Annotated in this window: 18 protein-coding genes, 4 pseudogenes and 1 other annotated feature; of the genes and pseudogenes, 9 read left to right on the forward strand and 13 right to left on the reverse strand. The window is 52.8% G+C overall.

The annotated features are described in order from the left end of the window. Positions 1–99 precede the first annotated feature (99 nt). On the forward strand, positions 100–1,122 hold the full coding sequence (locus OA238_RS13465; RefSeq protein ID WP_015494347.1) for an IS30 family transposase: 1,023 nt from the start codon (positions 100–102) through the stop codon (positions 1,120–1,122). 134 nt (positions 1,123–1,256) lie between these two features. Here OA238_RS13465 and OA238_RS31255 read toward each other — a convergent pair whose 3' ends face one another. Next, entirely contained in the window at positions 1,257–2,273 is a 1,017-nt protein-coding gene (locus OA238_RS31255) for a tetratricopeptide repeat protein (RefSeq protein WP_051076476.1), read from the reverse strand. Between the two features lie 382 nt (positions 2,274–2,655). Here OA238_RS31255 and OA238_RS13475 point away from each other — a divergent pair, with 382 nt between their 5' ends. Next, positions 2,656–3,723 carry an IS630 family transposase gene (locus OA238_RS13475; protein ID WP_015495587.1) on the forward strand — a complete coding sequence of 356 codons (1,068 nt, stop codon included), beginning with the start codon at positions 2,656–2,658 and terminating at the stop codon, positions 3,721–3,723. A gap of 399 nt (positions 3,724–4,122) precedes the next feature. Here OA238_RS13475 and OA238_RS34725 read toward each other — a convergent pair whose 3' ends face one another. Together OA238_RS34725 and OA238_RS34730 are read right to left on the reverse strand one after the other, a co-directional pair. After that, positions 4,123–4,398: a hypothetical protein gene (locus tag OA238_RS34725; protein ID WP_338042840.1), complete on the reverse strand. Its 276-nt coding sequence runs from the start codon at positions 4,396–4,398 to the stop codon at positions 4,123–4,125. Beyond that, a pseudogene (locus OA238_RS34730) lies at positions 4,375–4,755 on the reverse strand (tetratricopeptide repeat protein); the annotation flags it as partial. The pseudogene OA238_RS34730 and the gene OA238_RS34725, both read right to left, overlap by 24 nt. Positions 4,756–4,808: 53 nt before the next feature. Between OA238_RS34730 and OA238_RS13490 the strand changes: the two are divergent. After that, positions 4,809–6,040, forward strand: a protein-coding gene (locus OA238_RS13490) for an IS3 family transposase (RefSeq protein ID WP_245581481.1) whose coding sequence is annotated in 2 segments (ribosomal slippage) — positions 4,809–5,109 and positions 5,109–6,040 — 1,233 coding nt in all. Because the reading frame shifts where the segments join, the coding sequence is not laid out codon by codon here. Continuing rightward, positions 5,096–5,212, forward strand: a sequence feature (AL1L pseudoknot). It overlaps the preceding gene by 117 nt. On the opposite strand, the gene OA238_RS13495 is transcribed toward OA238_RS13490, so the two are convergent. Beyond that, positions 6,001–6,705 carry a tetratricopeptide repeat protein gene (locus tag OA238_RS13495; protein ID WP_083906883.1) on the reverse strand — a complete coding sequence of 235 codons (705 nt, stop codon included), beginning with the start codon at positions 6,703–6,705 and terminating at the stop codon, positions 6,001–6,003. The genes OA238_RS13490 and OA238_RS13495 overlap by 40 nt on opposite strands. A gap of 668 nt (positions 6,706–7,373) precedes the next feature. Here OA238_RS13495 and OA238_RS13500 point away from each other — a divergent pair. From OA238_RS13500 to OA238_RS13515, 4 genes and pseudogenes are all read left to right on the forward strand, one after another. After that, complete coding sequence (locus OA238_RS13500) at positions 7,374–8,375, forward strand: aldo/keto reductase (RefSeq protein ID WP_015495588.1); 1,002 nt, start codon at positions 7,374–7,376, stop codon at positions 8,373–8,375. Positions 8,376–8,694: 319 nt separating this feature from the next. Continuing rightward, a complete protein-coding gene (locus OA238_RS13505; protein WP_015495589.1) occupies positions 8,695–9,612 on the forward strand; it encodes a DMT family transporter in 918 nt (305 codons plus the stop codon). An 83-nt stretch (positions 9,613–9,695) separates the two neighbouring features. Then, positions 9,696–10,010: pseudogene (locus OA238_RS13510) on the forward strand (transposase domain-containing protein); the annotation flags it as partial. Between the two features lie 82 nt (positions 10,011–10,092). Continuing rightward, on the forward strand, positions 10,093–11,733 hold the full coding sequence (locus OA238_RS13515; RefSeq protein ID WP_015495590.1) for an ABC transporter substrate-binding protein: 1,641 nt from the start codon (positions 10,093–10,095) through the stop codon (positions 11,731–11,733). Between the two features lie 31 nt (positions 11,734–11,764). Here the strand turns inward: OA238_RS13515 and OA238_RS13520 are convergent, their stop codons facing one another. Both OA238_RS13520 and OA238_RS13525 read right to left on the reverse strand, forming a co-directional pair. Then, positions 11,765–12,091 (reverse strand): hypothetical protein, encoded by a 327-nt coding sequence (locus tag OA238_RS13520; protein WP_044036832.1) that lies wholly within the window; start codon positions 12,089–12,091, stop codon positions 11,765–11,767. Between the two features lie 58 nt (positions 12,092–12,149). Beyond that, on the reverse strand, positions 12,150–12,461 hold the full coding sequence (locus OA238_RS13525) for an H-NS histone family protein (protein ID WP_015495591.1): 312 nt from the start codon (positions 12,459–12,461) through the stop codon (positions 12,150–12,152). Between the two features lie 875 nt (positions 12,462–13,336). Between OA238_RS13525 and OA238_RS13535 the strand changes: the two genes are divergently transcribed. Then, positions 13,337–14,212: a lysophospholipid acyltransferase family protein gene (locus OA238_RS13535; protein WP_051076480.1), complete on the forward strand. Its 876-nt coding sequence runs from the start codon at positions 13,337–13,339 to the stop codon at positions 14,210–14,212. Between the two features lie 522 nt (positions 14,213–14,734). On the opposite strand, the gene OA238_RS30255 is transcribed toward OA238_RS13535, so the two are convergent. From OA238_RS30255 to OA238_RS13560, 7 genes and pseudogenes are all read right to left on the reverse strand, one after another. Beyond that, positions 14,735–14,995 (reverse strand): hypothetical protein, encoded by a 261-nt coding sequence (locus OA238_RS30255; RefSeq protein WP_083906732.1) that lies wholly within the window; start codon positions 14,993–14,995, stop codon positions 14,735–14,737. Beyond that, on the reverse strand, positions 14,982–15,230 hold the full coding sequence (locus OA238_RS13545) for a DUF1127 domain-containing protein (protein ID WP_044036837.1): 249 nt from the start codon (positions 15,228–15,230) through the stop codon (positions 14,982–14,984). Before OA238_RS13545 ends, OA238_RS30255 begins: the two co-directional genes overlap by 14 nt. A gap of 227 nt (positions 15,231–15,457) precedes the next feature. Continuing rightward, a pseudogene (locus tag OA238_RS35065) lies at positions 15,458–15,544 on the reverse strand (IS6 family transposase); the annotation flags it as partial. A gap of 103 nt (positions 15,545–15,647) precedes the next feature. Continuing rightward, the gene (locus tag OA238_RS13550; protein ID WP_051076481.1) at positions 15,648–15,896 is read right to left on the reverse strand and encodes a DUF1127 domain-containing protein; all 249 of its coding nucleotides are present in this window, start codon (positions 15,894–15,896) and stop codon (positions 15,648–15,650) included. A 208-nt stretch (positions 15,897–16,104) separates the two neighbouring features. After that, positions 16,105–16,359 (reverse strand): annotated as a pseudogene (locus tag OA238_RS30260) (DDE-type integrase/transposase/recombinase); the annotation flags it as partial. A 22-nt stretch (positions 16,360–16,381) separates the two neighbouring features. Further along, on the reverse strand, positions 16,382–17,653 hold the full coding sequence (locus OA238_RS13555) for a Y-family DNA polymerase (protein ID WP_015495593.1): 1,272 nt from the start codon (positions 17,651–17,653) through the stop codon (positions 16,382–16,384). Continuing rightward, positions 17,650–18,084, reverse strand: a complete 435-nt coding sequence (locus OA238_RS13560; RefSeq protein ID WP_015495594.1) for a LexA family protein — start codon at positions 18,082–18,084, stop codon at positions 17,650–17,652. Before OA238_RS13560 ends, OA238_RS13555 begins: the two co-directional genes overlap by 4 nt. 343 nt (positions 18,085–18,427) lie before the next feature. On the opposite strand from OA238_RS13560, the gene OA238_RS13565 reads away from it, so the two are divergent. Beyond that, positions 18,428–19,333 (forward strand): bestrophin family protein, encoded by a 906-nt coding sequence (locus tag OA238_RS13565; RefSeq protein ID WP_015495595.1) that lies wholly within the window; start codon positions 18,428–18,430, stop codon positions 19,331–19,333. The last annotated feature ends 272 nt before the right edge of the window (positions 19,334–19,605 follow it).

Genomic DNA, 19,605 nt, shown 5'->3' on the forward strand with positions numbered 1-19,605 from the left:
AAAATACACCTAGAATTGTTGTTACCAAGAAAACGGGGGGGTTCTTAGGCTCAAGTTTCAAATGCAACACTCAGAGCCCTTTGGGCATAGGATGTTGTGATGGACATACGAAGCAAGCACCTCAGCAGCGAGGACCGTGGCGTGATATTAGCCGAGCATAATAGGGGCAGCAGTCAGCGGTTGATCGGCCAGCTTTTGCATCGCCCGGCGAGCACGATCTGCCGTGAGCTGGCGCGAGGTCGGCAGGAAGACGGCAGCTATTGCCCGCAAGCGGCGCGGCAGGCCTATGATGCCCGGCGTGCGCGCTGCCGCCGCGAGCGCAAGCTTGTGGAGGGGAGCGATCTTTATCGTTTTGTTCATGGCAAGCTCGTACATCTGCACTGGTCGCCTGAGCAGATTGCGCAGAGACTGCGTCTCATGAAGCCTGATGATCCATCCGCCCATGTGAGCCATGAGACCATCTATGCCGCGATTTACGCGCAGCCACGTGGTGGGCTGAAGGCGGCGATGATCGAGGCGTTGCGTCAAGCGAAGCCTAAGCGTGGGCTCAAGCGCAGGACAGCGGCGGGCAGTGCTATGGTCTCGGAATCATTGCGCATTATCAATCGCCCTGAAGAGATCGAAGCGCGACTGGTACCAGGCCATTGGGAGGGCGACCTCATCAAGGGCGCATTCAATCGCTCGTCAGTGGGGACCTTGGTCGAGCGCAAGACACGCTTTGTCATTCTTTGCAAAATGGACGGCAATGGGGCCGAGGCCGCGCTCGACAGCTTCACCCGCCAGATGAGACGACTACCCGCTGCTTTGCGCAAGAGCATGACCTACGACCGCGGCTCCGAAATGGCCTGCCACCCCGAACTCGCCAGACGGTTGAAGATCGATATCTGGTTCTGCGATCCGCATGCGCCTTGGCAGCGTGGCAGCAACGAGAACACCAACGGACTGCTGCGTCAGTACATGCCCAAAGGAACTGACCTGAACGGTGCAAGCCAAACATGGCTGAACGACGTTGCAAACCTGATGAACAACCGCCCGAGAAAAACTCTCGGTTGGAGAACACCCGCTGAAGCCATGGCCGACGAAATCGCGGCCTTCAAATCAACCGTTGCACTTGATGTTTGAATCCAAGGTTTCTCGTGCCTGATCGGCCAAGCTGTAATTTGGCAATGTTAGAAAAAAGCTCGCCATGAAAGCTGCTATTACCGTCCGCAAAACACTTAACCTTCCAAATATAGTAAATATAAACATAATTTATACTACCTGCTGCATTCGGCATAATTCGAAGACATGCATTCTTCAGCTTCTTGGGCTATAGCATCAAGTGTCGCAGCAGATGTACCATTTTCTAAGAGCCAACGTTCATAACTCATCAAATCCTCACTACTTGCGGATGGCTCGACTTGTGTCGCAACACTCAACCAAAAATATCCTGTCAAAAGGTTTTTTAATAAGCCTCTACCTCGGATATAATTTTCAGCCAGCATTGATTGGGCCTCGGCAATCCCTAACCTTGCCAGAACCTGCAAATCTGCATTGGCAGCCTGATAATTGTTATCCACACCAATTCCTTCACTTAGTAAAGCAGATCGTAACAGTTTTGCATCTACGCGACCCGCCTCAGCAGCGCGGTCAGCCCAATAAAAGGCATTTTCAAAGTTTACCTCAGTACCCCGACCTGCAGTATAATTAGACCAAGTGTATATCATCGCTTCAGTGTGCCCACTCCGTGCGGCCTGCCGCATCCAATGAAAGCTCAATGACTCATCAGCGTCCACGCCAATACCTAAGTAGGCCAAGCCAACCATGTACTGGCTTGATGGCTCTCCCTGGTTTGCGGCTTGTAAAAACCAGGGAAAGGCACGTTCCGTATCTTGTGGAACGGAAACTCCATTACTAAATAAAATGCCCAAATTCTTTTGAGCATCAATTTGTCCAGTCGACGCCGCTTGTTCCCATAATGCAATAGCCCGATTAATATCGGGCATCACACCATCACCTCGCCGATACATTAAACCCAAATTGAATTGTGCTTCGGGGTAGCCGGATTCAGACAAAACTGAAAAGCTCTCAAAAGCTCGAGAGTAATCTTGCGTCCGTATGGCATTTAAAGCTTCGTCAAAAACGGTTTGAGCTGAAACCTGCTGCGACTGAACGGTCACAGTGTCATTGCCCAAGCCTCCTAAAACTCCAATCAAAGCGCCCAACAAAAATAGCTCACCAACTTCAGCACCCCCTATTCCGGGCGCAGGAGCCAGCATCAGGTCGTAATCCATGCGATGGCCGGGGTTCCATAAATTTCCCGTCGGCAACCGTCGCCATGGGTTTGGCCCCATGGACAATCCGCCACCTGGCCCCATGGACAATCCGCCACCTGGCCCCATGGACAATCCGCCACCAGGCCCCATGGACAATCCACCGCCAGGACCCATGGACAATCCGCCACCTGGCCCCATGGACATTCCGCCACCAGGACCAATCGAACAAGGCCCGCCTGGCCCTGCGTAACCAACACATGCCGCAGAGACAGAAGCGGGAAAAGTTAACGAGAACCAAAAAATTAAGGTATACTCCTGCGCCTGAATTGACCTGACGATTTTGGGCCTGCGATTCACTTCGTCGCATGGCCAAAGGCGGTTCAGTCTGTATTTTGAGTTTATGAGCAAGCAATACAAAACAGTCACATTATCCGACGAGCAGCGCATAGCACTTGAAGCGCTTTGCCGCCGCCGCAAAGTTGACGCCCTTGTTTGGAAACGGGCGCGCGCGTTTCTTCTTTTGGACGCAGGAGAAGACGCCAGAACGGTTTGCCGGATTTTGGATATTGGCCCAACAGTTTTGACGGAGTGGCGATTTGCCTTTGCCGGTGCGGGACTATCGTTTTTCGGTCTGAAGGACTACAGCCAGCGTCAGGGTCATTTGTCCGTCGTGCAAGAGCAGGCGGTGAGAGCCCATTTCACCGCGCAGCCTGCCCGCAATGCCGATGAGGTCTGTGCCTATGTTCTAGCCGAGTGCGACCAAAACTACAGCACGTCGGGAGCCGCCAAGCTGATGCGCCGCCTGGGGTTCGCGTATAAGAAACCACAATTGCTGCCTGCACAGGCCGATGAAGCCAAGCAGGCTGCGTTTATTGCCAAATATGAGGCCCTGATGAACGGGTTGGCCGCAGATGAGATGGTTGTCTTTTCGGACGCTGTCCACCCCGAACACCAGAGCCGCCCCGCCCATGGTTGGTTCCCCGAGGGGCAAAAGACGGCCCTGAAGGCGACATCAGGGCGCAAGCGGCTCAACATTCAGGGCGCGCTTGACCTTGAGACTTTCCAGTTCACCTTTGTGGAAGGCGAGAGGATCAATGCCCAGACAACCCGACAGATGCTGGAAAAGTTGGAACGCAACAACCAAACCAAGACGGCCATCCACGTCTTTGTCGACAATGCCCGCTATCATCATGCCAAGATACTACAGCCATGGCTGGACAGCCCAGAACGTCGGGTGAAGTTGCATTTCTTGCCAGCATATGCCCCGCACCTCAACCCGATCGAGCGTCTTTGGGGTGTTATGCACAAATGGGTCACCCACAATCGGCACTATGCAACGTTCAACCAATTCACAGAGGCCATTTTCGACTTCTTCCGCAAGACCCTGCCAGAAAAATGGCCCGAGTTCCGCAATACCGTCACCGACAACTTCCGCGTCATATCGCTCAAGGAATACAAAGTGATTTGAGGGGAAAACCTCAGGTCAATTCAGGCGCGGGAGTATAAGAAAAATATTTGTATTTTTATAAAGTTTCATAGCCATATTTCCGGCCCATTGCCTGGCCGTGCCTTTCACAAATTATGGTAGACGAAAAAAACATGATTCGGAATTATTTACTCAATACCAAAACTGGGCCACACCAAATCTACCAACCCAGCATTAAAGCCCAAGGTCCGAGGCGCACGGCCCTACGATCGGGGGCCCCAGTCCCCGGCCCTAAGGCTCGACTGAGGCGAACGGCCACAGTAACCCCTGCTACTGATCCTTACTCCACAGTCCTTGGTCCTTGGGTCGTGGTACCGCTGGGTGTACCAAATGTGACAATAGCGACAGATGCTCGTGTACAGATGCTCGTGTGTTGGCTAATTACTCGCCACAGTTCTGGTAGTTGCTGCTCATGCACTCACTAGCCATTGCTTGGGCTGTTGAGATGTCTGCACTGGCCATCTGCGTGGCTAGAAAGTCTCGTTCAGCTATCCCGTGTTCACGGACAAGTTCACTCCCATTTGCAGCCCCAATATTGTACCACATGTGAGCCATAATCTTGCTCTGTAAGACCCCATGTCCCCTGTCGTACATCATTCCCAGATAGACTTGGGCGAGGCCATCACCTTGCTTAGCTGCCAAGCGATACCACTTCATAGCTTCAGAACGGTCTTGAGGGACACCTCTTCCCCCATCGTACATCCATCCCAGTTGCCTTTGTCCGTCGTCAAGACCTTGCTCAGCAGCTAGGCGATACCACTTCACAGCTTCAGCATCGTCTTGATGGACACTATTTCCGATATCGTACTGCACTCCCAGATTGTATTGGGCAGAAGCATGACCTTGCTCAGCAGCTAGGCTAAACCACTGCACAGCTTCAGCATCGTCTTGAGGGACGCCTTCGCCATTGTCGTACGCCCATCCCAGATTATATTGGGCAAAAGGATTCCCTTGCCCAGCAGCTAGGCGAAACCACTTTACACCTTCAGCATCGTCTTGAGGGACGCCTTGGCCATTATTGAACCAGACCGAGTTTACCGGAGAGCATAAAGCTTGGAAGGTAAGTCATGACAAAAGGAAATTCAGGGAACCGTTTTTCGACAGAAGTGCGTGCGCGCGCAGTGCGTTTGGCGCTTGAGAATGAAGCGGATTATCGGACGCGATCTGAGTGCTTCAGATCGATTTCGAAGAAGATAGGATGTAGCCCCGAAACGCTTCGGGACTGGGTCAACAAGCAGGCGGTTGAAACCGGTGATCGGGAAGGTTTGACACAGTCTGAGCGCGCGCAGATGAAAGAGCTTCAGCGCGAGATCCGTGAGCTGCGCCAGGCCAATGACATTCTTCGTAAGGCGTCAGCTTTTTTCGCGGCGGCGGACCTCGACCGCCTATGGAAGAGATGATCATGTTCATAGACGACCATCGTGAGCATCTTGGCGTCGAGGCGATTTGCAAGGTTTTGCCGATCGCGCCATCCACATATTACCACCACAAATCGATTGAGCTTGATCCTGAGAAGGCCTCTGCCCGCGCAAAGCGCGATACCTTCTTAATGACCAAGATCCACATCTACTGGGAGAAGAGCAGGAAGCGATATGGGGCCGTGAAAATCTGGCATGACTTGCTCGACGAGGGCACTGTAGTCGCCCGTTGCACGGTTGTTCGCCTCATGAAAAGCATGGGAATACAGGGAATTACACGCGGTGATGTGACAACCACGAAGAGTAACCCTGCCTTGCCGTGCCCTGAAGACAAGGTGAACCGAAAGTTCAAGGCACCAGCACCAAACATCTTGTGGGTTGCTGACTTTACCTACGTCAGAACCGCCGTCGGCTTTGTATATGTCGCGTTCATCATTGATGTCTTCGCGCGCTACATCGTTGGCTGGAAGGTCTCTTCCTCTCCCAATGCCCAGATGGTGCTCGATGCTCTGGATCAAGCGCTAGCTGCGCGTCAACCAGATCCAAAGACCCTTATTCATCATAGCGACAGAGGCGTTCAATACTTGTCGATCAAATACACAGAGCGCCTTGAAGAAGCCAAAATCGATCCGTCAGTCGGCAGCGTTGGTGACAGCTACGACAACGCGATGGCCGAGACAATCAACGGTCTCTACAAGGCTGAGGTCATCGAGCATGAGGGCCCGTGGCAAGGCAAAAAAGACGTCGAATTTGCAACGCTCGATTGGGTTCACTGGTTCAATCACGAACGCCGTTTTGGACCCATCGGATACATCGCTCCAGCACAAGCAGAAAGGAACTTCTATGACAGCCTGAACACTGTTACTATAGCTGCAGAATAGGAACTAAACCGTCTCCGGTAAACCCGGTCTGGTTCATTATAGTACATCAGTCCCAGCATGGTTTGGGCACCAGCATCACCTTGCTCAGCAGCTAGGCGATACCACTTCACAGCTTCAGCATCGTCTTGAGGGACGCCTTCGCCATTACGGTACGCCACTCCCAGAATGAATTGGGCAGAAGCATGACCTTGCTCAGCAGCTAGCAGATACCACTTCAAAGCTTCAGCGTAGTCTTGAGGGACGCCTTGGTCATTTTCATACATCCGTCCCAGATTGTATTGGGCAGAAGCATGACCTTGCTCAGCAGCTAGGCGAAACCACTGCACAGCTTCAGCATCGTCTTGAGGGACGCCTTCGCCGTTACGGTACATCCATCCCAGTTTGAATCGGGCAGAAGCATGACCTTGCCCAGCAGCTAGGCGATACCACTTCACAGCTTCAGCATCGTCTTGAGGGACGCCTTCGCTGTTACGGTACGCCACTCCCAGATTGTATTGGGCAGAAGCATTGCCTTGTTCAGCTAATGGGCGCCATTCCTGCAATGCTGTCTCGAAATCACCTGATTGAGCAGCCTCAAAGCCTTTATTGAAGTCCTGCGCTGTAGCGACAGACACGCCTCCAACTAACAGGGTAATGGCGAGTACGAGGGAATGCAGGTGGTTCATGGCTTGGTCCTTCATAATGCTTTTGGGAACCTAACCATCCCAACGCCCAGTTGTGAAGGTGGGGGGGGGATTCGTCATGGAGGGGCTTTGTTGCACAAATTGGCTTGAGGTCAGGCCTCCCCTTACCAAGAACGCATTTGCCCTACAGCCTCAGTCTTGAGGTACCAAAACAAGGCACTTGCGTTGTGCTTGTGGATTGCTAACATATTGTTATTGCAATGATTGCACTCGGACCAAGGTCCTTGGTAAGGCATCGAAACCCTCTTCTGGGCACCATTTTTACCAAGAACCGTGGATCAAGTACCTGATTTGCAAGGAACACGGACCGTGGCCCACGGATTTCGCTGCAAGACACTGCAACAAAGCAGCTACCGGCCCCTTGCTGCCGTTCACCCGACTCCGGTCATGCTGCGGTGCTGACCGTCAGAGCGGCCATTCACTGTGAGCGCAAGATCAATCACTGGCGGATACACGAAATTCTGACTACGCAGCCTTGAGTTGTACGACCGCCAAGCAAGGCTTCGCGGTAACCAAGGCCTTGTACTGTTAAGGCTGCAGAGAAAGTAAACTCTCTTCGTAATTGCCGACATTTCGAACTAACCCATAGTTGCCCTTGCGGGTCCTCCCAATTAATTGTTCCCGTAAACCAATATAGGGGGGCTCAGATTATGCAAAGCAGGCAGCTTGGACGCGACGGACCAATGATCCACCCGATTGGATTCGGTGCTATGTCATTCTCTGATTTTTACGGGGCGACTGACGAGCTCGAAAGCCACGTGATTTTGGACATGGCATTGGAAGCCGGCGTCACCCATATCGACACTTCCAACGTCTACGGAATGGGCCAATCTGAAACTGTCATCGGCAGCTATCTGAAGGTCAACCGACAAGCGCGCGACCACTTTTCCATCGCGACCAAGGGCGGAATCACTCGGAACCCAAACGGTCCAGGCAATATCTTCAACAATTCTCCTGAACATTTGCAAACCGAGCTCGACAATAGCTTGAAACGTTTGGGTGTTGAGGCTGTTGATCTTTATTACCTGCATCGCCGCGACGCAAATGTTCCTATCGAAGAGGTAACCGAGACGCTTGCCGCACTCGTCAAATCCGGCAAAGCCAAAGCGATCGGTTTCTCCGAGATCGCACCTACCACGCTGCGCCGCGCCCATGCAGTACATCCAGTGGCTGCTGTGCAGTCCGAATACTCGCTTTCCACCCGGTCCCCCGAATTGGGTCTGTTGCAAACCTGCGCCGAACTTGGCGTTGCCGTGGTCGCTTTCTCGCCCGTAGGTCGCTCGATGCTGACCGATGCTCCAATTAGCATCGAGGCCGTGCAAGACCTCCCCTTCCTCAAAAACAATCCTCGCTTCATGACGCCCAATTACGACGCCAACCTCGCCGCCACAGCCTCGTTCCGGGCGCTGGCGGCTGACATGGGGCTATCGGCTGCTGGGTTGGCTATCGCATGGGTCCTTGCGCAGGGTGATCACGTCATCCCCATTCCGGGCACGCGTTCTGTGGCGCATTTCGCCGAACTATTACAAGCCGCCAATTGCGTTTTGACGCCTGACGACCTTCAAGCGATTGAAGCCACTCTACCGATCGGCTGGGCTCATGGTGACCGCTATTCTGTTTCCCAATGGATAGGGCCAGAGAAATATTGCTGAGTTCAAGTAACGGATCGCAGCATTTGCGTTCAGACTGCTGGTATTGAGCTAACTGCCGATTTTAGATGCGCCGACGCATCAGCCCAAGTGAAAGTCCAGACGTCGACACTCACGGCCCTTAGCTGCAATTCACGTCACCACTTCATGCTGCGGCGCAATTGCCTTAAAACGGCCATTGGCTTCCCATCAGTAGCCGAATTTGTTCAAATAGAAGCGTTGCGGTCAAGTTCATTGAATCGGCCTGAATGTCGCATTTGAGAGTTCAGATCTCCAGCCAGGACGTTAAGATGCTTTGATCGACTCCTTTGATTGGCCCGAAATGACATCTATAGCACCCTCCACTTCCACAGCTGATGCCCACAAGTACGGTGTGCTTTTCGTTTTTGCGGCTGGGATTCTTTGGTCAACGGTCGGTCTTGGCATTCGCATGATCGAAGATGCTGTCGTGTGGCAGATTTTGTTCTATCGGTCGATCAGCATGTCACTATTTCTATATGTGGTCATTCGGGTGCGGTCAGGCGAAAGCCCCATTGTCCAGATCCACCGCATCGGCTTTCCCTCTGTTATCGCGGGGTTATCACTGGTTGCGGCCTATTCCGGCGGGATCTACTCGATCCAGAATACCTCGGTCGCGAATGCCATGCTGCTTTTTGCAACAGCGCCGTTCATGGCTGCGGTACTGGGTTGGATAATCCTTGGTGAACGCGTGCGAGTCGCAACCTGGGTCGCGATTGCCTTCGCCATCGGCGGGATTGCGATCATGGTTGCTGATAAGTCTGGCAGCGTCGTCCTGAAAGGCAGCCTTGCCGCGCTTGGGTCGGCATTCGGCTTCGCGGTCTTCACTGTTGCCTTGCGATGGGGACGGACGGGCGAAATGCTCCCATCGGTTTTCTTGTCCGGACTGTTCGCTGCCGTCATCACATTTGGTATATGCCAACTCTCGGGGCTGACCGTTGCTGTCAGCTTGCACGATGGCGCTATATCCATGGGCATGGGGGTTTTCCAAGTGGGTGCAGGATTGATCCTCTACACGCTGGGATCACGCAGTCTCCCCGCTGCTGAGCTTGCCCTACTATCGCTGGCCGAGGTCCTGCTTGGCCCGCTTTGGGTATGGCTTTTCCTTGGAGAAACGGCAAGCTTAAATACGCTGATCGGCGGTGCCGTGCTGCTTGCGGCTATTGCAGGAAATGCAGCATCGGGCAAACGTCGCAAGCCTCCGCCTATCACCTCACCTTAAGGATGCTGTCGGCCCTTACCGGACCTTTGCTGCGCTACCCAGTGCTGCAGCTTCCGCATCTCTGCCATAATGCGCGTTAGTGTGAGAAGCTCAGCTACATCGCAAAATACATAAACGGCCTGAAGCTGTTCCTGCATGGCGGCTCCGTCAAGATGGACAATAACATTGTCGAGCGCGCAGTCCGCCCCACTCCATTGAACCAGAAAAACGCACTCTTTGCTGGACACGACAAGGGCGGCAGAATCTGGGCCCTTATCGCCTCACTGATCGAGACCTGCAAATTCGACAGTGTCGAACCTTATGCCTGTCTCAAGGCAATCCTCGAAGCCATCGCAGCTGGCCATTCAAGCGCGCGTATTGACGCATTCACCCCATGGAACTTTGACAAACAGGCTTAAAATTGAAATATAAGCAGCCAAAGTGCCCGAACCCAATTGTTCTGGTCGCTTTTGATAATGCACACGAACCTATGAGGCTTTCATGATATTCCCAAAAACCATTCATCTTGCTGCGCAAAACTATGCTGCCGAGGTTGCGTCCGGCACGTTGTCGCGCCGTGAATTTATGACCCGCGCGACGTCGCTGGGCGTGACCACAGCGGTCGCATACGGGCTTCTTGGTCTCACGCAACCCGCCAATGCCGCAGGCCATGCGCAAACTGGTGGCACGCTGCGCATCGAATCCACAGTCAAAGCGCTCAAAGATCCGCGCACCTATGATTGGCCACAGATGTCCAATTTCACCCGTGGATACTTTGAGTATCTGGTGGAATATCAGATTGATGGCAGTTTCTCACCGATGTTGTTAGACAGCTGGGAGGTGAACGGCGACGCAACCGAATACCTTCTGACGATCCGCCAAGGTGTGACTTGGAATAACGGTGATGTGTTTACGGCTGACGACGTCGCGTTCAACATAACCCGTTGGTGCGACACCTCAGTTGAGGGCAATTCGATGGCGTCGCGCATGGCGTCTTTGGTGGACAACGATACCGGTGTCGCGCGGATCGGCGCTATCACTGTGGTGAACGCAACAACCGTGCGCTTGACGTTGGGCCAGCCCGATATCACCTTGATCGCAGGCTTTTCCGATTATCCCGCCGCGATTGTGCATCAAAGCTTCAATGGCGATCCTTTGGACAATCCTATCGGCACCGGGCCATACCTGCCGGCTGAGTTTGAGGTCGGTATTATTGCCGCCCTCGTGAAGAACGAAGATCACGATTGGTGGGGCGAGGGTGCCTATCTGGATAGGATAGAATATCTGGACTACGGTACCGAACAGGCCAGCATCATCGCCGCGGTGCTGTCGGACGAAGTCGACATGGTCTATGAATCCATTGGTGAGTTTATCGAATATCTGGACGGCGTGGGGTGGCTCAAATCCGAAGCCGTCACAGCCAACACGGTTGTGATCCGCCCAAACCAAATTGCCGAAGTCGACGGGATCATGCCTTACGCAGACGTGCGAGTGCGCCGTGCGCTGGCAATGGCGGTTAATAACAACGTGCTGTTGGAATTGGGCTTTTCGAGCAACGGAACCGTGGCTGAAAACCATCAGGTTGCCCCAATCCATCCTGAATACGCCGAACTGCCAGCGCCTGTCTTTGATCCTGCTGGTGCAGCAGCACTGATGGAAGAAGCGGGCATGGGCTCGTTTGAACATGAGCTGATTTCAATCGATGACACATGGCGCCGCAACACCAGTGATGCAGCGGCTGCGATGTGGCGCGATGCGGGTATCAACGTAAAACGAACGATAATCCCCGGTGCAACATTTTGGAATGACTGGACCAAGTACCCTCTGTCGACAACGGACTGGGCGCAGCGACCATTAGGCGTGCAGGTGCTTGCCTTGGCGTTCCGTTCGGGTGAGCCTTGGAATGAATCAGGCTTCGCCAACGCAGAGTTTGATAGCCTATTGGCAGAAGCACTTGCAATTGCTGACGCGGATCAGCGACGTGAGGTTATGGCTAAGCTTCAGTTGATCTTGCAGGATGAAGGCGTGATTATTCAACCCTACTGGCGCTCAATCTATCGACACCACAAAGACACTGTGGTCGGCGCACAAATGCACCCAACGTTTGAGATAAATGTGACCAAGCTGGGCTACTCTGCATAATAAAGTAGCACGTATTTCGATGCAGTGACCCTCAAAAATCGTGCGGGTCGCTGCCAACCTTGCGAACAAGCACGATTGGCCAGCGCAGGCCTTGTTTAGACCCTTGGGGGCGGGATACGTGGACGGGTAGGCTCCAACCGAAGGCCATGGAGCCTGCGCGCAGGGTAAACGTGACTGCAGCGCATGCAATGGCAACAAAGCTGGGGGTCAGGCCAAAATTGCTGGCGATGACAGTCGCGGCGGATATGATCGAGCGGCTAAGGTCAGCTTTGGTGCTCTGTTGATCGGAATTCGCGCTTGCAGCGAAAGTCAGGTTTCCGCCCTTGTCGTTGAATGCTGCGCTAGCATAAGCGTTCAACAAACCACCGTTTGTTGAACACTACTAGTCGAGACACACTCGCACCAAACAAATATTTTTAGATCGCAAAGTCGATTAACGATTTTCCCGTTGAGAGCTCATCCTTAATCCAATTAGGCTGTCTACCACGCCCACTCCAGGTGAGCGATGAATCTTCCGGATGCTTGTACTTGGCGGGCGAAGCAACTTTAGCTTTCTTGCCACCTGTAAAATCCGCCAGCTTGTACCCATGCTTTTGCGCAACCGCCTCTAACTCTGCAATCACGCCTGCACGTTTACGATCTTCAAAGCTTGCGACCGCTTTAGTCGCATCTTTTTGCAATTGCTTTAGTTCTTTGATGGACAGGTTTTCCAAGTCAGTATTCGTCATAAGTTTAACTTTCTATCTAAGTATTTGGCTCTCGGCTATCGTTTTTGAGTTTTAGCGGCAACACCAAATGGTGAGTAACACCGTTTCCAGTCCACTCGAAAAAATCACCCTTTCTGAACGTTCAAAAACCAGCGTTTTTGGGACAATTTTGCGGACCCACTAACGCCACTTATGTCGAGCGACACGACCGGCCCAGAGCTGCCGTTCACGTCCACTGAAGTGGTCCTGCTTATTAGGACAGTTTTGCGGCTTGGCTAAGATGCATCTTGTTTCTGTTCATGCCGCTTTTCGTGTCTCCGCTTGCCTTGCCCATGTTGTGTCGGGCAGTTGATCATCGTCGAGACAATCGCACCAGCCAACATCCCAGAGCACCGCCGGCGCGCGCGCTGCCGCCGCATGAAGCACTGGTCGTACATCACAAACCCCAGTCCCAATTGCAGGCGATATTTTCTGCGAACCAATAGGCATGCTTGTTTCATGCGATCGACATGGCCAAACATGATGACGCCGACAAAATGCCACCCGTATCAAGCCAACGAAGGCAAAACCGGCGCTGTGCTTAAGCCAATGCGCCCCACCCAACCGGTGTGGCATACTCGGGCGAAAACACACGCATTGCGCAAATCCCCATAGCAACAATGGATCCACCCAGACCAACCCCACGATTTCCCGCTTGAGCGCTTCTCCGACGCCAGGCAATGTTCCACGTCACACAAGCGGCGCGCCTGTGGCGTCCGAGAAACCTACACCAAAGCAGCGGTTCACATTTGATTTTCGTAGCAATATCTGGAGGTAATGTGTGGGCACTTTTGGCGCCAAAGATGGCCTAATAATTTTCTGATTGGATTATTCCCGAAAACCAATAATAAAACGTCATGTCGACCGTATTTCTGAAATCCATAGTCCACGGCGCCAGATACTTTCCTTTGTGGTCGGCGTTGGCCGTTTCGCAATGGCGGTCTTTCGATGTTCGGTCTCGCAGCCTCGGGACAACTTTTGCGGCGGTCATGCGTTGGTTTCCGCCTGCGAGGCGCAGTTTTGACCGCGAAGCGAGGCGCGTCTTCCCAAACATGACCCGTGGCGCACGCGCCAAGCTAGGTCAAAGCATGGGCAAGCATATGGGGCGAACTCTGTTCAAACTATATCACGACGCGGAATTTCAGGCCCAGCATCACAAGTTCAGGGTCTCTGGTCCCGGACTAGACGCCCTAAAAGAGGCGCACGCCACCGGCAAAGGGGCGATCATTGTTTCCGGCCACTTCGGCCAGTGGGAAGCAATTCGCGCCGTTCTCAGACAGAACGGCATGGAAAGTGGAGCCATTATTAGCACCCACAAGAACCCACACTACGCGCGTCGGATTCGCGCGGGTATCGAAGAGGGCGGAAAACCGATCCTCTCAACAGGCCGCGCCGGCACGATGGCCCTTGTGCGTCACCTTCGAAGTGGCGGGATTATCTCCATCCTGCTGGATGAAAAATACCCAGAAGGTATCCGCCTGCCGTTTCTCGGTCTTGACGCCCTTACCTCCATTTCTGCTGCCCAACTTGCACTCAAATACGACCTGCCCATGATCCCAGCCTACGGTATCCGCATTGATGACGAAAACGCGGTCCAAGTGATCTTCGAAGCACCGATCGCCCACACCGACAGCGTCACAATGACCCGTGCGTTCAATGACAGTCTGTCTGCCCGTATTCTGGCAAATCCAGATCAGTGGTATTGGCTATTGAAGCGTTGGGATGGGGCCTGAGCGCCGCCGTATTCCGCGACTTACAAACCGCAGTTATTATCTGGCCTAGCAGCGATGAAAGCTACTTCGGTGAGGACCAAGGCAAAATCAGATTAAGTAAAAACTTGTGGAGAATAGACCAGAGTCAGGTAATGCGATTGACGGCTTCGTCCGCACAGCAGACCTCTATACAAAACGCAGCGAAGGTCCGCAATCCGCCCTAAGTGTATGATGACGCTACAGGCCCTGAGCCGCCGTGGACCAGCAGCCGAGCCCATCATGTCCATGCACCCTCTCTAGGACTTCGCGAGGGACTCTACGCCCGTCCATAACCAAGCATCAACAGGTCGACCTCGATAGAGCCGCTGCAAGCCACCTGACAACCAAATTTGTATTTGCGTGCGTGATATCGAAACAATGCCCAATGGCATTGTGCGGCGCATTTTGGCGTCTTGAACGCGCCACACCCAGCCGAGATAAACTATTGCTCAAATCGTGTGACAAATGCATGCGTTTTGACACTCGCCACCACAAATCACGCGCTCAAAGTCCGTCGTATTCGTATGTCACCAGATGTTCGGCATGGTCCCTGATACCACTTCGTTTGATACCGATCTTATCCAATTGTCCATCGTTCAACGCTTGCAAGACCGACTGCATTTGTCTGATCTGGAAACGGACCCAACAGTTTTTGAAGCTGTTGCGTATTCTAGTTGCGATGTGGCCGACGGCGATGGCAGCGTCCTCAAGGGCATGTTGGGCCCAGACGAACGTGCTGCCTGATGTGTTGCTATACATTTTCATTTGTGAGTTCCTTTTGTGACTGCTCAAACGCAATCTGGGGGATGTCTGCGCGTGATATTCCTATGTCCAACAGGTCTCGGTTCGACAAAGCGTTGAGCTGCGTCAGGGATCGTAAATATTTTGCCGCCTTGTTCTTTACTTCGGCGGCTGCGTTACGGCGGCGAGTGTAGCGCGTGTGCAGTTCAGTCAGACCTGACGTCAGCCAGCTATTCGTGTGGGAAACTACCATTGGCATGGTGCACTCCTATTATTTTGCTGCAGTGCGATATTAATGCTGCACTGCAGAAATGGTACTTGCAAGCCACGTTTCCAACCCTCTGAATCCGCATAGTGGCTATGTCTAACAGGAAGGGAACCATCAAAGTATCGATGTATCTGCATAAATAATAACCATCGTGAACGCGGAGGACGCAGTGACAAAAAGGTTTGGCAGCTGCTCTGCAAAGACTTTTCGCGTTGCCCAAACCGAACATACATCATGACGGCCAGATGGATGATCTCGGGGCTCGTATTGAAGTAACGAAAGGATGAGTATTTTGTCGTCCACAGAAGCTAAGTGCCGCCCTGCCCGCCTCAACCTATTTTGCTCTGACAGTGCCCGAAAAGGGCACCTCGATTGAGGTGCCCTTATCATTGATTGTGCCAGGAAGGCCTATGCGCGGGCCCGGCGAGCAAAGTTCTCAATGTCGCCGCGTGTCATACCAACGTCTGCAAGCTCACGTGCACTCAAATTGTTCAGCGTTTCGCGCGTCTGGCGAACGGCGTTCCAATTCTTGTAAAACTTTACCAGGCTGACAAAAGGGTTTTTGAAGGGGACGGCGGATGGGCGAATTGTTGTGAAAGCGGCCATAGCCATACTGAAAGGGACGGCGGATTGAAAATTTGTTTTGAAAGCGGCCATAGCCATACTCCTTTGGGTTATCGTTATTTCTTACCAATCAAAATATATCGCTCCGCTTCCTATAGTAGAGATAAAAATAGCATACCGCTTATGCGCTTTTCGCAACCGCAACATTTCCAATGCTTTCCCCAGAATGCATTGGAAATAGCCCACCAAGATGCTGTCAGACAAAATCGAAAAGTCTCAGTTCTCCAGCTGCCTCAATCTCTTAGGCTGTGCAGAGGCCGCGCCACTCGGTAAGAGCGGTGGCGCGGTTCAGCTTGAAATTTGATCGGTTGTAGAGATGGCGCCCTTGGTTGAAATGGTTGTGTGCTGAGCCGTAGATGGCGGCGAATTTCTGTAAAGTTCGCATCCGCCTAAATCGAAGCATGGCTCGCTCTCTTCGTCTAAATGGCTGGTGTGAATTCTCCGCCCTGTTATTAAGCCAGCGCCCAGTTTCTTGCCGATCAGCGTTGCCGATTTTGCTCTTACAGTACCCTTAAACCTCATCGAACCACCGGTAGGTCAGTAAGCCGCGTCGTATACCGTGGACTTCGATGATCCGACCGAAGCTGCCAAGGGCGCTTCATCCCTTCACTCGCCAAGACCAACGTTTTCTTCCCAAACCGATTATTGACTTGATCAAGCGCACTCATGAGAGCCGCTGATTTCGGTTTCTCAACATCAAAAAGGGTCAGCGGCCGATCCTCGAAACGAATAAGATCAGCGAGCATTATTCCGGCTTTCGTAAAGCCAAACACCTGCCCCTCCCCCTTTAGCCAAGCCGCTTGCGCGCACCGCCGCGCCGCTTCCACCAGATCGAACGTATCTGACGACATCGGTGTAATGCGTGTCGAGCGAGACCCTGAATACTGTGGTCGGTCTAAGCGGTGCCGGTTCGTGTGGAAGAACACCGTCAGCGTTCCGGCCACCAAGCCATGTTGCCGTAGCTTCTCGGCTGCGCGGGTCGCATGCGCAGTCACTGCCTGAAACACTGTGTCAAAATCCATCATCGGCGTTCCCGCTGACCGCGTAACAGCCATACCTTTGCGTTGTGGCTCTATATCATCAAATGCGATACAGGCTTCACCTTGGAGCTCTAGGACCGTCCGTTCCAAGACAACTGAACCAACCGCCCGCGCTTGCTTTGTCGGCATATCCCGCGGGTCAGCGGCGGTATAAATGCCGAGCTTTTGTAATTTGGCATCTGTCTTACACCCAATCCCCCAGATGTCGCCAACGGGCACCATTGGCAGAAGCCAGGTCGCCAGTGCGTCATCCATCACGTCCAACACTCCCCCAAAAATCGGGTTCTTCTTCGCTATGTCATTGGCACATTTAGCCAGCGTTTTGGTTGGAGCAATCCCGATCCGCACCGGCACGCCAATCCGGCGCAACACCTCACGCCGCATCGCCCGCGCATGTTTATCCCGATCTTTGAAGCCGCCAAAATCCAAGAAACATTCATCTATCGAGTAGATCTCAACGTTGGGTGTAAAATCCTCGTACACCTCGACAACGCGACGGCTTATGTCGCCATAAAGTGTGTAATTAGAGCTGAACACACGGACGCCATGCGCTTTGATCTTGTCCTGCAACAGGTGCAGCGGTTCGCCCATCTTAATGCCGAGCGCTTTTGCTTCATCACTGCGCGCCACGGCGCACCCGTCATTGTTTGACAGCACGATCACCGGCACGTTCTTTAAAGTGGGATCAAATATCCGCTCCGCTGAGACATAGAAGTTTGCGCTGTCCGAGATCGCAATGGGCCGCTTCATTCAAGATCATACCGCCGCACCACACCTGCAATGACGCCCCATATCTCGCTGTCTTCCGTCAACTCGATATCTGGAAAGCTCTCTTTGCTGTTAGCCGGAGCCAAGAAATACCGCCCGTCCCGTTTGCGCAACATCTTCGCAGTTACAGCACCTTCAACGACTGCCAAAACAGCACGCCCAACTCTACGCTTACCAGCACGGTCTACGGCAATAATATCCCCATCTCGAATGCCTGCATCCCAAAGGCAATCACCCTCAACACGCCACCAAAACGTCGATGATGGGTGCCGGACAACCCACGAAATGGGGTCAATCTCGTCCTCAAGGTCATCTCCAGCAGGCGACGGGAACCCTGCGCTGACGGCGTTAGCAACCAGACGAACAGGCATACCATTTGCAATAACTGGCGTCTCAACTGGAAAAAAAGGCACACAGATTCTCCCTTGGTGTTCTGGTAATGTTCTCATGTCTCTCGCAATTTGATGTGAGGAGTCAATGACCAACGACGGGTAACAAGGCCTATTCGACTGGCCTCCTTTGAACGGCGCATTGTTAATCAAAGAAATGCCTATTGGTTGGCGCAACCTCGAGGCCCAAATCTATCGCTGTCATAACAGCCAGTTGACACATATAGCGCACCGAACGATGACATGTGGGCGATACATTCGAAGGACAAACATTTGTCGCTCAAAATGCAGCTTCTCTTGGATCATCTGACTGAAGGATTAAGTTAATCCTGCGTGCTTTCCCAATGTCTTTGAAAAGGAATATCATGTGATCGTGAGGGACCATCCGTCATCGTTTCGGCTGTTTTTCGTTATGCAAGGATCAGTTGTTCCCAAAATTCTGGGCAAGATTATTGGCATAGCGCTGTTATCGGTCGTTGTCCTGTTGGTTAATCACTACGTTGTCACGCTACCGAAAATTTCGATCGGGGCGATGGGAATATTTGGTGTCGCGCTGTCACTCTTCCTCGGGTTTAGGAACAATGCAGCCTATGACCGATGGTGGGAAGCCCGCAAACTATGGGGGTCAATGATCGCTGATGTCCGCAATCTGGGGCGACATATGTGCGTCTTTGTCGGCAAGGGGGAGGAGCGCGAAGCCATCTTGTCTTATGCGGTCGCCTTCGCACATTTGCACCGTGGTTTCTTGCGAGGGGTCGATGTGCGGCCTGAAATTACCAGCTGGGTCGGCGAAGAAAGTGCTGCGTCGATGATCGGGAAGAAGAATCCGGCAGATGCGGCATTGCGATCGATAGCCGACAGAATTGGCGAGCTGATCAAAAAGGACGCGATCAGCGGGTTTGGTCAAATGACTATTTCACAAACGCTGTCCTCGTTGGCTTTCGCACAGGCCGGATGTGAACGCATTTTGACAACACCTTTGCCGTTCGTGTATTCCCTGTTGGTGCGCCGGACGACCTATCTCTATTGCTGGTTGCTGCCGTTCGCGTTAATCGATTCCACAGGTTGGTTTGCCCCAATATTTGCGGCTGTCGTGGCCTATGTGTTCTTTGGCCTGCAAGCCGTCACGAACGAGCTGGAACTGCCGTTTCGCAATGTTCAGAACGGGTTACCCGTCGATTCGATGTGTCGCACGATTGAGATTTCGGTGGCCGAAGCGCTGGATCGCAACCCGCCAGACGGCCTGTCCCCAACAAATCATGTGTTGAGTTAGGGTACACATTTCATTTTGTCGGATGTTGTCCCTATCTCCAGTTGGTCCCAACATTCACTTGGTGCCAATATCTGCTCGAAGACGGGCATCGATTTGATAGGTACAGCACATGCCAAAAATGACAATAATGAAGAGTGCTTAATACTGTGCCGTAGTCATCCTATGATTGTATAACGCTAACTGCATCCTGGTTAAGCATTGCCAAGCCCTCTATTTCGTTCACGTCATAAGGCGCTTAACAACGCAAACGGAACACAAAATGCCTCAAACAA

Source organism: Octadecabacter arcticus 238, assembly GCF_000155735.2.
Classification (GTDB): Bacteria; Pseudomonadota; Alphaproteobacteria; order Rhodobacterales; family Rhodobacteraceae; genus Octadecabacter; species Octadecabacter arcticus.

Excerpts from the sequence above, each read along its gene's own strand:
- OA238_RS13465 (WP_015494347.1), top strand. The coding sequence starts at position 100 with ATGGACATACGAAGCAAGCACCTCAGCAGCGAGGACCGTGGCGTGATA.
- OA238_RS31255 (WP_051076476.1), bottom strand. The coding sequence starts at position 2,273 with ATGGATTACGACCTGATGCTGGCTCCTGCGCCCGGAATAGGGGGTGCT.
- OA238_RS13475 (WP_015495587.1), top strand. The coding sequence starts at position 2,656 with ATGAGCAAGCAATACAAAACAGTCACATTATCCGACGAGCAGCGCATA.
- OA238_RS34725 (WP_338042840.1), bottom strand. The coding sequence starts at position 4,398 with ATGAAGTGGTATCGCTTGGCAGCTAAGCAAGGTGATGGCCTCGCCCAA.
- OA238_RS13495 (WP_083906883.1), bottom strand. The coding sequence starts at position 6,705 with ATGAACCACCTGCATTCCCTCGTACTCGCCATTACCCTGTTAGTTGGA.
- OA238_RS13500 (WP_015495588.1), top strand. The coding sequence starts at position 7,374 with ATGCAAAGCAGGCAGCTTGGACGCGACGGACCAATGATCCACCCGATT.
- OA238_RS13505 (WP_015495589.1), top strand. The coding sequence starts at position 8,695 with ATGACATCTATAGCACCCTCCACTTCCACAGCTGATGCCCACAAGTAC.
- OA238_RS13515 (WP_015495590.1), top strand. The coding sequence starts at position 10,093 with ATGATATTCCCAAAAACCATTCATCTTGCTGCGCAAAACTATGCTGCC.
- OA238_RS13525 (WP_015495591.1), bottom strand. The coding sequence starts at position 12,461 with ATGACGAATACTGACTTGGAAAACCTGTCCATCAAAGAACTAAAGCAA.
- OA238_RS13535 (WP_051076480.1), top strand. The coding sequence starts at position 13,337 with ATGTCGACCGTATTTCTGAAATCCATAGTCCACGGCGCCAGATACTTT.
- OA238_RS30255 (WP_083906732.1), bottom strand. The coding sequence starts at position 14,995 with ATGAAAATGTATAGCAACACATCAGGCAGCACGTTCGTCTGGGCCCAA.
- OA238_RS13545 (WP_044036837.1), bottom strand. The coding sequence starts at position 15,230 with ATGCCAATGGTAGTTTCCCACACGAATAGCTGGCTGACGTCAGGTCTG.
- OA238_RS13550 (WP_051076481.1), bottom strand. The coding sequence starts at position 15,896 with ATGGCCGCTTTCAAAACAAATTTTCAATCCGCCGTCCCTTTCAGTATG.
- OA238_RS13555 (WP_015495593.1), bottom strand. The coding sequence starts at position 17,653 with ATGAAGCGGCCCATTGCGATCTCGGACAGCGCAAACTTCTATGTCTCA.